Annotated in this window: 12 protein-coding genes and 1 pseudogene; 4 read left to right on the top strand and 9 right to left on the bottom strand. The window is 40.6% G+C overall.

Annotated elements, in window-relative coordinates:
• Positions 1 to 23: 23 nt before the first annotated feature.
• From CDG76_RS10800 to CDG76_RS37245, 4 genes are all read right to left on the bottom strand, one after another.
• Entirely contained in the window at positions 24 to 725 is a 702-nt protein-coding gene (locus CDG76_RS10800; RefSeq protein ID WP_094349397.1) for a carbonic anhydrase, read from the bottom strand.
• Between the two features lie 28 nt (positions 726 to 753).
• A complete protein-coding gene (locus CDG76_RS10795) occupies positions 754 to 1,065 on the bottom strand; it encodes a P-II family nitrogen regulator (RefSeq protein ID WP_094349024.1) in 312 nt (103 codons plus the stop codon).
• A gap of 4 nt (positions 1,066 to 1,069) precedes the next feature.
• Positions 1,070 to 2,038, bottom strand: coding sequence for a sodium-dependent bicarbonate transport family permease (locus CDG76_RS10790; protein ID WP_094349023.1), 969 nt, complete (start codon positions 2,036 to 2,038; stop codon positions 1,070 to 1,072).
• Between the two features lie 502 nt (positions 2,039 to 2,540).
• On the bottom strand, positions 2,541 to 2,717 hold the full coding sequence (locus CDG76_RS37245) for a hypothetical protein (protein ID WP_190240837.1): 177 nt from the start codon (positions 2,715 to 2,717) through the stop codon (positions 2,541 to 2,543).
• Between the two features lie 143 nt (positions 2,718 to 2,860).
• On the opposite strand from CDG76_RS37245, the gene pcrA reads away from it, so the two are divergent.
• The gene (pcrA, locus tag CDG76_RS10785; protein WP_094349022.1) at positions 2,861 to 5,182 is read left to right on the top strand and encodes a DNA helicase PcrA; all 2,322 of its coding nucleotides are present in this window, start codon (positions 2,861 to 2,863) and stop codon (positions 5,180 to 5,182) included.
• 58 nt (positions 5,183 to 5,240) lie between these two features.
• Here pcrA and CDG76_RS10780 read toward each other — a convergent pair whose 3' ends face one another.
• Genes CDG76_RS10780 through CDG76_RS10765 form a run of 4 tightly spaced genes read right to left on the bottom strand, consistent with a single transcriptional unit; the run spans position 5,241 to position 8,498 of the window.
• The gene (locus CDG76_RS10780; RefSeq protein ID WP_094349021.1) at positions 5,241 to 5,534 is read right to left on the bottom strand and encodes an antibiotic biosynthesis monooxygenase family protein; all 294 of its coding nucleotides are present in this window, start codon (positions 5,532 to 5,534) and stop codon (positions 5,241 to 5,243) included.
• A 47-nt stretch (positions 5,535 to 5,581) separates the two neighbouring features.
• Positions 5,582 to 6,232, bottom strand: a complete 651-nt coding sequence (locus CDG76_RS10775) for a retron system putative HNH endonuclease (protein WP_094349020.1) — start codon at positions 6,230 to 6,232, stop codon at positions 5,582 to 5,584.
• Complete coding sequence (locus CDG76_RS10770; protein ID WP_094349019.1) at positions 6,229 to 7,575, bottom strand: AAA family ATPase; 1,347 nt, start codon at positions 7,573 to 7,575, stop codon at positions 6,229 to 6,231. The genes CDG76_RS10775 and CDG76_RS10770 overlap by 4 nt, the downstream gene beginning before the upstream one ends.
• Before the next feature lie 5 nt (positions 7,576 to 7,580).
• On the bottom strand, positions 7,581 to 8,498 hold the full coding sequence (locus CDG76_RS10765; protein ID WP_094349018.1) for a metallophosphoesterase family protein: 918 nt from the start codon (positions 8,496 to 8,498) through the stop codon (positions 7,581 to 7,583).
• 135 nt (positions 8,499 to 8,633) lie between these two features.
• Between CDG76_RS10765 and CDG76_RS10760 the strand changes: the two genes are divergently transcribed.
• Together CDG76_RS10760 and CDG76_RS10755 are read left to right on the top strand one after the other, a co-directional pair.
• On the top strand, positions 8,634 to 9,527 hold the full coding sequence (locus CDG76_RS10760; protein WP_094349017.1) for a hypothetical protein: 894 nt from the start codon (positions 8,634 to 8,636) through the stop codon (positions 9,525 to 9,527).
• Positions 9,528 to 9,612: 85 nt separating this feature from the next.
• Positions 9,613 to 10,443, top strand: a complete 831-nt coding sequence (locus CDG76_RS10755) for an ATP-grasp domain-containing protein (protein ID WP_094349016.1) — start codon at positions 9,613 to 9,615, stop codon at positions 10,441 to 10,443.
• 291 nt (positions 10,444 to 10,734) lie between these two features.
• On the opposite strand, the gene CDG76_RS10750 is transcribed toward CDG76_RS10755, so the two are convergent.
• Positions 10,735 to 12,768, bottom strand: a complete 2,034-nt coding sequence (locus CDG76_RS10750; protein WP_094349015.1) for a GAF domain-containing sensor histidine kinase — start codon at positions 12,766 to 12,768, stop codon at positions 10,735 to 10,737.
• A gap of 94 nt (positions 12,769 to 12,862) precedes the next feature.
• Between CDG76_RS10750 and CDG76_RS10745 the strand changes: the two are divergent.
• Positions 12,863 to 13,413, top strand: a pseudogene (locus CDG76_RS10745) (cobaltochelatase subunit CobN); the annotation flags it as partial.

Genomic DNA, 13,413 nt, shown 5'->3' with positions numbered 1-13,413 from the left:
ATTATTAATAATCCTCTGCCAAATTAAGTAATAATAGTCACTCTCCCTGTATCTAAATCGTAACGACCCCCGACAATTTTCAATTTGCCCGACTCCACCTGCTTAGTTAAAAGCTTTGATCGCTGCAACCGTTCAATTTGATATTGGACATTTGCCACCACAGCGTTTTCAACTGCATCACCCGGCTGATCCTTGACCCTTTTCAGGGCTGGCTTAATTGCCTTAACAAAAGTACTAATATCACCAGGTAATGATTCCTTTTGGACAGCGGCGGTTACTGCGCCACAACGCTCATGACCCATCACCATCAGCAGCGGAGAACCTAATAAGACAACTGCATATTCAATACTACCGATCGCTTCATGTGTGGCAATATTTCCGGCAATCCGCACATCAAAAATGTCTCCAATGCCTTGATCGAAAACAATTTCTGCGGGGACTCGTGAATCCGCACAACTAAGGATGGTTGCAAATGGATGTTGAGCTTGAGCAACTTCGTGCAGCCGCAGTTCAGATTGATCGGGGTATTGGGGATGATGATTGACAAATCGCTGATTTCCCTCGATCAGCTTTTGTAAGGCGGCATCGGGATTGAGGGATTCAGCAGAAGTTGAGGGGATTTCGGCAGCTTTAGCCTGTTCTACCCGCCAGAGTAAATCGCTGGCAGATAGCATCATTCCAAATGCCCCGGTCATTCCTAACTTCAAAAAGTCACGACGTTCCATGAAATGCTTCATTGAATTTATAACTCTCTTAAATCGACGCGACACATCTGACAGAGCGAATCTCCATCACATCGGAAACGTAGCAAGTACCTCCGAACTTATTAAGCAGTGGTCTGATATTTTCGACAACACGCTTGAGTTCTTCTGGCATACAAAACGCGAGGATGTAAACATTATCAAGCATGGTCATGTCTAAATCTTCTGTTGTTCCTCGTAATCCTTTGCCAACAACATTTCTAATGACGGCATGACTATGTACACCGGACTTGTCTAAACTATCTAAAATTTTGGCAAGTTCAAAAGAGTTGGCGATAATTTCTATCTTTTTAACTACGTGCATATTATTACCTCCAGAATAGGTTAATTCCGTAGAGATATAGCGGAATTCCCACAATAATATTGAACGGAAATGTGACTGCTAGAGCGGTAGAAACATATAGGCTGGGATTTGCTTCGGGAACAGTCATCCGCATCGCCGCCGGCACAGCAATGTAAGAAGCGCTGGCACACAATACAGCGAATAACAGCGAATTTCCCTGAGGCATACCGATGAATTTGGCGATCGCTAACCCAATGCCTGCATTGAGTATTGGAATTAGTATGGCAAATAAAATCAGGAAAACTCCGGTTTTTTGCAAGTCTTTAATTCTTCTGGCAGCCACCAGTCCCATATCTAGTAAAAAGAAGGTGAGAATGCCATAAAACAACCCTTGAGCAAAGGGTTCTAATACGTGCCAACCACGTTCTCCTGTCAAGACACCGATTAAGAGGCTACCAACTAGTAGAAAAACTGAACTATTAAGAAATGCTTCTTGCAAAACTTCTGACCAAGCAAACTCTCGCTTTTCATCGGCGGTGAATATACTCACCAAAATCAGACCAACAATGATCGCCGGAGATTCCATCAGGGCAAGAGCTGCTACCATGTAACCATCATACTGAATACCAAGCTCAGTGAGAAAAGCGCCGGCAGTGATGAAAGTGACGGCACTGATAGAACCGTAGGTTGCTGCGATCGCCGCAGCATCGTAAGTATCCAGTTTCCACTTTAAGATAAAAAAGGTGTAAATTGGAACAAAACAAGCCATCAACATTGCTGCCAGGAGTGTTAAAATTACTTCCTGATTCAGTCCGCTTTTGATTAGTTCTACCCCTCCTTTAAAACCAATTGCAAACAGCAAATACAACGAAAGGAGTTTGGGTACTGGTGGGGGAATTTCCAAATCAGACTTGACAAAAACAGCAGTCATGCCTAAAAAGAAAAACAAGATTGGCGGATTCAAAATGTTGGATACAATTAAGCTAAAATCCATATCCACCCCTCTTTATACTGGTAAAACCTGCAATTAAAGAAATTTTTCATCTTTAAAAATTTAACGGTTCAATGATGATGTATCGTGTATTGTTACCTAATGTCAATTGGGTACTCAAGGTGTGAATAGTCCGATTGGTGACTATACTCTCAGTTAGATATGTACAGCGTTTTGCAAGCAAATAAACCACGGTCTAGGAAACATTTTCATGTCCCCACGAAAACGTATTGGGGCAATTTATTAATTTAATTGCCCCTACTGTTGACAACAGAACAAGTTAAAGCTTGCTCATCATGTTTTGATGTTTGATTCCCCGTGGCTGATTTTACGACACAACGCGCCGGAATAACTAGTGGCTAACTTTTCTACGTAGAAAAGTTAACGTATTGTCAGGGCAATTATGAATTGCCACAACACAAACTTTGTCTAAATCCCAGTATTTTTTGATTTACAACAGTTTTGTAAATCCTGCTTGCTCAAAATGCCGGTCAGATGTAAAGGCTTAAGTAATCCCTTCCTGTGTCATCACCGCAAAGCTAATACAGTCAGTTAGTCCCCAATCTTTATCAGGACGCTGGCTGTATAACATCCAACCTTCATCCAGCAATTTTTGGTCGAAAGGGATGATTTGCAGTACCATTCTGGTTAAGAAGATTGCCACACAATCTTTGTTGACCAAGTTTCGTTAGGATGTTGTAATCTGGGCAATAGCGACTTTCTATTGATGTGACCCCAGGCGTAGGCGTAGCCCGCACTTCTCTACGAGACGCTGCGCGAACGGCTGCGCTCAGTGACCCTCGGAGACATCGCTTTTTCACATCTATGACAACAACCATCGACTTTCTCAGTCACCTTAACCCTAGCCAACGTCAAGCTGTCGAACATTACTGCGGCCCGTTGCTAGTTGTTGCTGGCGCAGGTTCCGGTAAAACACGAGCGCTGACTTATCGCATTGCAAATCTGATTCTGAAACACCGTGTCGATCCAGAAAATATCCTGGCGGTTACTTTTACCAATAAAGCCGCGCGGGAGATGAAAGAACGGATTCAACGGCTGTTTGCGGAACAACTGGCAATGAAACAACACGGTAAGCGGTTGGATTTGTTGACAGAATACCAACAAACGCTACTGCGATCGCAAGTTTACAAAAACACGATCAAAGATTTGTGGTGTGGCACTTTCCACAGTCTATTTTCTCGCATTCTGCGCTTTGATATTGAAAAATACGTAGACGAAAAAGGACGCAAGTGGAATCGTAATTTCTCTATTTTTGATGAATCAGATGTTATCAGTCTGATCAAAGAAATCGTTAATAAAGAGCTAAATTTAGACGATAAGAAGTTTGACGCCCGCTCTGTTCGCTACGCTATTAGTAACGCTAAAAACCAAGGTTTATCACCCCAAGAATTTGAGCAAGATCAACCAAATTATCGCGGACGGGTAATTGCCCAAGTTTACAATTTATATCAAGATAAGTTAGCGCAAAATAACGCTCTTGACTTTGACGATCTTATTCTTGTACCTACTAGATTATTTCAACAAAACGAGCAGGTATTGGGTTACTGGCATCGCAAATTTCGTCATATCCTCGTAGATGAATATCAGGATACTAACCGCACTCAGTATCAACTTATTAATTTATTAGTTACTAATGGCGAAACCAAAAAGAGCGAATGGCAATGGGAAAATCGCTCAGTTTTTGTTGTCGGCGATGCAGACCAATCAATTTACAGCTTTCGGATGGCAGATTTCACCATCTTGCTAGGATTTCAGGAAGACTTTGGCGATGGTTTGGTAGATGATGACACCCGAACGATGGTGAAGCTAGAAGAAAACTATCGTTCTTGTGAAAACATTCTGCAAGCGGCTAATGAACTGATTGAAAATAACACCCAACGGATTGATAAAGTCCTGAAAGCGACGCGGGGGACGGGTGAACAGATTACTTGTCACAAAGCCGATGAAGAACTTGCAGAAGCGGCATTTGTAATTAATCAGATTAGCACTTTAGAACAGCAAAATCCAGAGTTAGATTGGGGTAGTTTTGCCATACTTTATCGGACAAATGCTCAATCTCGTCCCTTTGAAGAATTGTTGGTGAAATATCAAATTCCTTACACAGTTGTGGGGGGAATGAGATTTTACGATCGCAAAGAAATTAAAGATGTCGTTGCTTATTTAAGAGCAATAAATAATCCAGCTGATACAGTCAGTTTATTACGAGTTATTAATACTCCCCGGCGGGGAATTGGCAAAACCACTATTGACGCTTTGATGAACGCATCTCAGCAATTAGGGACAACTTTGTGGGAAATACTCAGCGATGAAACATCAGTTAATACATTAGCTGGACGAGCGACAAAAGCTGTAAATAACTTTGCCGCAACGATCAGCCGTTGGCAAGGACAAGTCGCTACGCTTCCGGTGACAGAGGTTTTGCAAGGAATACTAGAAGATTCTGGTTACGTTCAAGACTTGATGAATCAAGGCACAGATGAAGCCACAGATCGGGTACAAAACGTTCAGGAACTTTATAACGCTGCACTGCAATTTCAAGAAGAAAATGAAGAGGTTTCTCTGCGAGATTTTTTAAGTAGTGCCGCCCTGAGTTCCGATTTGGATAACTTAAAAGAAGGACAGACAGCCGTTTCTTTGATGACTTTGCACGCATCCAAAGGTTTGGAATTTCCCGTGGTGTTTTTGGTGGGATTAGAACAGGGGCTATTTCCCGGCTACCGTTCACTGAGCGATCCTGCATCTTTGGAAGAAGAACGCCGCTTGTGTTATGTGGGCATTACTCGCGCCCAAGAAAGGTTATTTTTATCACACGCACGGGAACGGCGTTTGTATGGTTCTCGTGAACCTGCGATGCGATCGCAATTTCTCGACGAATTGCCAGAAGAATTATTATCTACTCAACGCCTGAGTCGTCAAACGTATACTAAAGCTGCCTCTACTACTAGTGGGAAACAAGACTCAACGCAGAATTGGCAAGTAGGCGATAGAGTATTACACAAAACCTTTGGTCTGGGTGAAATTACTCATGTTTTCGGAACGGGTAATAAGATGTCTGTGGCAATTAAATTTGCTAGTTTGGGACAAAAAATAGTTGACCCAAGGGTAGCGCAGTTGCAAAAAGTTTAAAAACAAAGCCACAAAGCACAGATCCCCAACTTTTCTAAAAAGTTGGGGATTTTGTTTTTTACATTTCAATTTCATCAAAATGTTCAACAGTAGGAAATGGTTCATAAAAATGATGCAGAAGTTTTTTCCACTCTTGATACTCAGCAGAACTTCTAAATCCTACAGTATGAGATTCTAAAGTTTCCCATCTAACAAGTAATAAGTATTTACCTGAAACTTCTATACATTTATGCAATTGATGGGATAAATATCCGTCCATTGAGGAGATAATTTTAGAAGCTTTTTTGAAAGCAACTTCAAAATCTGATTCTAGACCAGATTTAACATGAAGTATGACTGCCTCAAGAATCATATACTATTTGGTAAGAATTAAGTTAATACTATTTAGTATAATGTGAATCAAAAATAATTCTTGAGTAAATAGGTAATTGCAGCGCAAAAGGGAGTGTATTGCTCATTAGCATCTAACTCCTGATAACCTTCAGCAAGCAGTTGTATTTCTATTTCAGTCAAATCTTCAGTAGCCAGCAATGCAGCATCAATTGCTACTCTACGCATCTTTTGCAGTTTGTCAATGTCAAGTGCAAGCTTCTTAATTGTTGTTTCAGCAACAGCTTTTTTACCTGGATTATCTGTCGGTTGAATTTCACCAGAAGCAGGATATTTAAAAAAATCAGCACAGTTTATTTCCAAAGGTGAAACTATCAAATTTTCATCGTACCAATACTTTTTCTTATGTCCGCAATGCACCGGAACAGTAGGAGGTTCTTCACTTTCTCCTTGACATGAAGCGATGAGATTTGTGTACTCAAGTGCCAAATTTGGATAAGTACTACGAGGTTTGAGGTGTTCTATGTGGCTAGTTTTTATAGTGATACGCATTCCACAATAGCAACATATACATCCCTGTTCCTTCAGTAGAGCATCGTGTACAACAGGTTTTTCTGGTGTTTGAAAATTATCATCCCAGCTAGGTTTCCAATCATCATTTTCCAGAGCCTTCCACTTGGTAAATTTTTCTGGTTCCTGACTCTTTTTGATGTACTTCATCGGTTGAGAATTTCCTTCCGCCGAATGAGTACATCCGCTTTAACAAACTCTGGCTCATCTGCTCCAATTTCAATAGCCAATTGTTGACGTAATTGCCTAGCACCTTCAATATTTCCAGCATCAATTAGTCGAAAAAGCTCTAAAAGACTTTCCTTAATTTCCTGCGGACGTTCTGGAACACCCATGAGGTCTTCTAAGATGCGATTGCTATCTCTCCCAAAAGAACTTTCTGGTTTTTTAGCAACAACACCTTCGTCTGTTTTTTCTAGAATATAAATTCCTTCCGGCTTGACTTGGCTAATTACTTGAGGTGAATGTGTGGTGACAATAAATTGGCAATTGGGGAATGTTCTTGTCAAAGCTGGAATAATTTCTCGTTGCCATTTGGGGTGTAAATGTAGTTCAATTTCATCAATTAAAACAACACCCTCACCTTGAAGCGGTTCTGTTAAACCTGGGTTGGCGATTGCTAATCGTCTTGCTAAATCACCCACCATAGCCAGCAAGCATTTCTCCCCATCAGATAGTTGATTGACTGTAAGCTCTTCACCTTGTTTTCGCACAGTCATTCGCAGGGGTGAACGCCGTACCCGTAAGTTAGAAAACCCTGGAATTAATGAATAAATAGATTGTCTTACTGCTTCTAGCTGCTGGGTTTTAAATTCAGGATTATCCCGCCTTTCTTCGTTTTCTAAATCTTCCAATGATCTAAACCATTGAAAGAATCTATGGAAACTAATTTGTACTCCGTTTAGTGCTTGATCGTAAGCATCTATCTGTTTCAATGAATGCGTTTCTGTAATCTCCATGTCAATCCCAAGAACCGAACGTTTCACTGGGTAATAAACTGCTAAAGGCAAGTTAAACTTAGAATTTGATTTCCACTGACGGTAAATATCTTGAGTAACTGTGTTTAACTCCGCATTTTCTTTCTTTATATCTTCGTTGCTTTCTTTACTAGAGTTTGTAACAAACCAGCTTACTTCCCTTGATTGCAGAAAAATTTTAATCCTATTATGTGTCTCTTTGTGTCCGTTTGTAATATCGTCTTCGCTGAAGAAACGTTCTTCGATATCCGGTTTTCCCGGAATAGATTTATCGTATTCATGACGATTGCTAGAACGATAAGATAAGTTATTGATAAATTGCATATTTGTCTTTATTGACTCTGCATATGCAATATCCCTTATCATCTGTGACAAAAGAATAGCGAGACAATCAAGAATACTAGATTTGCCCACACCGTTAATACCAATCAGCGCCGTTGGACTCGTTTCATCGAACTCAAGCGTCAAATCGCCGATTCCACGGAAGGATTGCATTTTCAAGCGCTTGAGTTTCATAATAATTACGCTGATTTTAACTGAATAAGACCTTTATCAAAAACGCGATTATTAGTAGCGATCGCACTTATTTCTATTCTATCTTTATACACTTCATAAGAGGCAAAGCTTAAGTCACTAGTAGAATACCCTGTCCACTCAGAACGCCCTACAGGACGATTACCAGCACCTGCGCCACAAATTAAATAAGTTGTACCATCAATCGCACGAGTCCGTTCATAATTATGCTCGTGGCCATTGATGTAAAGTTGAACGCCGTATTTTTTAAATAGGGGAGTAAAAGTTTTAATAAAATCTGGATTATTACCATACTGACCCGATGAATAAATCGGATGATGACCAAACACCACTTTCCAGGGAGCATTACTAAGACTTAATTCTTTTTCTAACCAAGGTAGCTGGTTTTTCCAATCAGCATTACTGTTAGTATCTAAAGCAAAAAATTGCACAGTCCCACGGCGAAATGTATAGTAACGTCCCTTCATATTAAAGCCAGCATATTTGACTTGTGGATCGCCATTGGCGGTACGAATATCGTGATTACCTAAACAAGCCTGAAATTTCACACCTTGCTTGAGTAAACCTTGATAAGGACGCTCAAAAACTTCATTAATTTTCTCAATTTCGCCGTTATTGTAAATGTTGTCTCCAGCTAAAACGACTAAATCATAAGGATTTTTCTTATGGTACGCATTCATCGCTCCAGCCACAGCATACTGTCCTTTAGCCCCAGTCCCCGTATCTGCTACAGACACAAAACGTAATAACAAGTCTTTTTTGGCTGGGTTGGCGGCTATAGCTGTTGTTGAATCACTAATATCAGCACTTTGATGATTTTGATGAGCTAACATCCAGCTTAAAAATCCTGTACCAATGGCGCTGACGCTACTTAAAAATAAAAATTGACGGCGTTTCAGTTTCATAAGTCACCAAATTTAATAAATAGTCAGTTTAGCGGAAACAATGAGCAATGAAGTGATACATTAATGCAAAAGAAGGCAGCACCAGTAATAATGTACGTTGTTTGTCTTTGATTCGCTGCTTTTGGTGAAAGTTCCATGTCACAAGACAATCAGTCAAAACCGACGGATGAGCAGATAACTCAACCTCCCCAAAAACCTTACCAGAGAGTTCAGCCATTTTGGAAGGCTAAAATTATCCAACTTCTCCAAGGAACGATTGGGGTTTTAGAAGTAACAGTGGAAAAACTAGAGACAGCACCCCCACCTGGTACTGAGGAAAAACCCAGTTTTTTCCAGCAGCTTCAGTTGCGATGGGGTGGACTGTTAAGGACAATCCGCTTGTTTTTACCATCAAATTTGTCAACAAAGTTATCAGATACAGCTTTGACGGGAATTGTGACTGGAGTTGCTGTAATTCTCGTTTGGACAACTACGACTATCTTTACTGGTAAACCGACTGAAGTAGCAACTGTTCCCCCGGTTGAAGAGGTTCCGATACCAACACCAACGATAACTACTCCACCGGAGTCAGTCGCACCAGAACCACAGCCACCAGAGGAAATTACGCCACTGCCAGAAGTACAGATTACGCCACCAACGCCGGAACCAGAACCAATTCCTACGCCAACGCCAACACCAACGCCAATCCCAACACCAACGCCGACACCAATCATAGAATTGACACCTGAACAAGCTTTGATTGCGGCTATTGAAAATCAGGTAGCCGAAATTAGCGATCGCGTTGCCTCTGGTCTGATAAAGTCTATTCAAGCCAACTTCCGTACCAGTAACTTGACTGTCAAAATTAGTAATGATTGGTACACTCTCAATGAATCTCAGCAAGACAAACTAGCTGCGGAGATATTACAACGCTCTCAAGAACTTGATTTTACTCATTTAGAAATTATCGACTCCCAAAATACACTCATAGCTCGTAACCCGGTTGTTGGGACTGAGATAGTAATTTTTAAACGGCAAACAGCAAGTTAAAATAATTCGTAATTCGTAATTCGTAATGGGCTACGCCCCGCTACGCTAACGTAATTCGTAATTTGGAGTTTAACTTTAAGTATTTATGTTAGACAATGTTTTGCTATTGCTGAAAGCTTGTGAAAACTTAAACATTAGCTATGAAATTCTTCATCCTTCGGAAAACTTAGTCAAAATAAAATTGAATCGTAAACAGCATTATTTTTGTAACTATAGTACTCCGTTGCTTAATCAAGCAGTAGCACACCTGCTCAAAGACAAAGAATATACTTATCATGTTTTAAATAAAAAAGTTAAACTTCCTCGGACAGTGGGTTTTCTTTCCCCTTTTTGTGACACCAAATATAAGATTTACTTAAAATTTCCAACTATTCAAGATATCGTATTGGAAATAAAAGAAAGTTTTGAAACACCAGTAATTATTAAAAGAAACTCCGGTGCAAGCGGACATAATGTCTTTTTATGTAAGAATATAGATGAAATTGAGACTGCTTTAAAAGAAATTTTTAATATCAATAATAAGTATGATTACGTCGCTCTTGCTCAAGAATTTATTCACATCAAATCTGAATATAGAGCCGTTTTCTTAAATAAAGAGTTGGTTTTGCTCTATGAAAAAGATATATCTGATGCGAAATTTGTCGGTAATCTCAGTCCTCTACACTGGGATGGTGCGAAAGCCAAGTATATTAACGATCCACAAATAATATCAGAGATTACTAATTTTGCTCAACCAGTTTTTGAAGAGTTAGACCTTGATTATGGTGGTTTTGATATCGTATTAGATCGAGATAATCAATATTGGTTAATTGAAATCAACTCTCACCCAAATTTTGGCATTTTTATTAGAGACAATGGAGAGGAGCATGTGTTGAAAATTTTTGAAAAAATGCTCGATAGCCTAGCCTCAAATTGAAGAAACAATATCATGTCCGCTTGATTGCTTATTTAACCCGAAGAACCCCACCCCCGCCAAAACTACGTTTTGTCTCCCCTCCCCGCAAGCGGGGAGGGGATTAAGGGGAGCCAGTGCGGTCTTGGGGTCTCCCCAAGTGGAGCATCTGGCGTGTGGGGTGCAATGACCGTGGTTAGCATAATTAATTATGCGGACATGATATAAATCATCACAAAGATGCGATAAATCGCCGTCTCTACAAAATACCGATTATTGTAAAGACGGCAATTCATCGCGTCTCTTACTTAACTCCTAATCTACCACTCTCACTGCCTGAGTTGGTATCCATACAGTAAAAATTGAGCCGATACTTACAGTTGATTCTACTTCAATTCGACCCCGATGGAGTTGTACAAGTTGTTTAGTTAAAGCCAGTCCAAGCCCAGTTCCTTCGTAGCGGCGGCGATAAGGTGTATCGAGTTGCTGAAATTTCTCAAACAGTAATGGTAATTGTTCTTCAGGAATACCAATTCCGGTGTCTTCTACTTGAAAAATAGCGGTGTCGTCTTCCACCCAAAGACGTAAGGTAACGCTGCCACTCTCAGGGGTAAATTTAATCGCATTAGTTAACAGATTCAAAAGAATTTGTTCTACTCGTTTTGCATCGGCGGTAAAGCGATCGCGCCTGGGATCGATTTGCAAATCAAGTATAAGATTAATTTGTTCGCTTGTTGCTTTTTTTCGCAGTGACTTGACAGCATTTTCGGCAACATTCACCAAAGAAAATTCCGAAATATTTAAAGCTGTCTTACCAGCCTCGATTTGCGATAAATCGAGGATGTCATTAATCATTTCTAATAAATGTTCTCCACTGTCGTGGATTGTTTGCAGATAACCGCGTTGTCGTTGACTCAATTCACCCAAAGGCCAGCGTAATAACGTCGAAGACATTCCAATCACATAAGTTAAAGGCGTGAGCAATTCATGACTGATAGTAGCGAGAAACTCACTTCTGATCCGGCTAGCAGCTTCGGCGGCGAGGAGAGCATCACGCAGAGCCATTGTGCGCTCAATAACTCGTTGTTCGAGATTTTGTTTTTCTTGGGTGAGGGTTTGCATTAACTCAGCTTGGTGAATAGCGATCGCTAATTGTTCTGCGATCGCAACCAGCAAGTTTTTTTCGCTATCATTCCATTGGTGGGGTTCATCGCAATGATGAGCAATCAGCAATCCCCACAGTTTGTCCTCAAACATAATCGGTGCAGCGAACTTAGCCCTAACTTGGCATTCCCTTAAAAAATTTAACAAACACTCTTCCAGAGCATAAGTTTTTTCGACATCATCCACAGCTAAGATAAAGCCTTGTCGATACTTCTCCCAACACTGAGAGGTTCGGATAAAGCAATTTTTCTCCGTGTAATTCAACACCGATGCAATGGCATCTGTAGCACGGGCTTCATAGACAATATAACCTCCATATTTTTGATAATCTTCTAGTAGAGGTTGATTATTGACTGATATAAAAGGTGAGTCTTTATTGTTGTTCTCGTGTATATAAAAATCGATTTCAGAAGGTTCCCTAACTGATAGTTTCATGCCTATTGCCAGTGCCGTTTCATTGAGGGGAATACTATCAGATTGGTATTGTTGACTATTGACTTGGGAACCTTCAAATTTATAAATTACTAATCTGTCTAATTCCAGAAACTTACGCACCTGTGTAATTACCGTTGCCATAATGACAGGCAAATCCAGGCTTTTGCGGATCTGCGTTGTTACCTGATTTAACAACCGCTCTTGGGAAATCTGTTTTTTTAAAGCATCTTCCACTGGCTGACAGATATAAACTGCTGGCCCAACTGGGCTTAGAGGTGCTATTATTTCTTGGTTTGGTTGAGTTAGGAGATATTCTAATAACAACAGCGTAAATTGACTTTGGAGCGTGGCATCATTAGGTCTAATAATTTGCTGATAGCGTTCGAGATTTTGGTGAGTATCAGAATCGCACTCAAACAAGTCTCTCAATTCGTAGACAAAAGAAGCGATCGCCTCCAAATTAAACGTCAACTGAGCATTGATTTCTGAGTAAGTTTCTTGCCCCTCTGTTTCCCTGCTTCCTTGCTCAAAGGTTCCTACCAAAAGGACGCTAAACTGCTCAGAAACCACTAATGTAAACCTTTGCCTTTGCCACTCCACAGGTATGTAAATCCGCACCAACACAGCTTCTGTCAGTATCAAAACGGCACTTCCCACCGTTTGAGCCATCTGTTCTAACAACTCCCCAAGCTGATTAAATACAACAATAGGCAAGGTTCGAGAAAAGCTCAAATCAGGAGAACTAAGCATTTTCAATCATTTTGGTAAGAGAGGGCTGAATCCAGGGAAAAAAGTTTGTTTTGATTATGTACTAACCAATAACTTAAAACGGTAACACAGGATTATGCATCGTATAAGTAGCACATCGGGTGGATGGAATCAGTCAGAGGGTTTAATTTTTTTAGAACAAACTCCCGCGCCTTTCGTGTTGATTACGGCTGCTGATACTGACATTCAAACCTTGGCAGCTGCGGTGACAAAGTTACCCCCAAGCTTTCCGGCATTAAGAGTCGCCAACCTATTGCAGTTACAGCAACAATTAAGCATAGATACTTATGGAGAGCAAGTTTTGGAACTTGCCCAAGTAATTATTTTGCGCTTATTAGGAGGACGCTCTTACTGGGGTTATGGCTTAGAAGTAGTGCAAGAAATTGTGCAACGTAATGGTAGAACCCTCATTGTAATGCCAGGGGATGACGCTTTTGATCCCGATTTAATTTCCCAGTCTACCGTGCCCTTGGCTATTGTTAACCAAATATGGCAGTATTTTAGCGAAGGCGGCGTGGAAAATTTCGTTAATGCTCTGCAATTTATCTCCGATAGTTGCTTATTAACTGCATATAATCCCCCACCACCTCAGGCGATTCCGCGCGTGGGATTGTATGAGTGGGGAGT

The sequence above is a fragment of the Nostoc sp. 'Peltigera membranacea cyanobiont' 210A genome, assembly GCF_002246015.1.
Classification (GTDB): domain Bacteria; phylum Cyanobacteriota; class Cyanobacteriia; order Cyanobacteriales; family Nostocaceae; genus Nostoc.
This window is presented reverse-complemented; position numbering and strand designations above follow the sequence as displayed.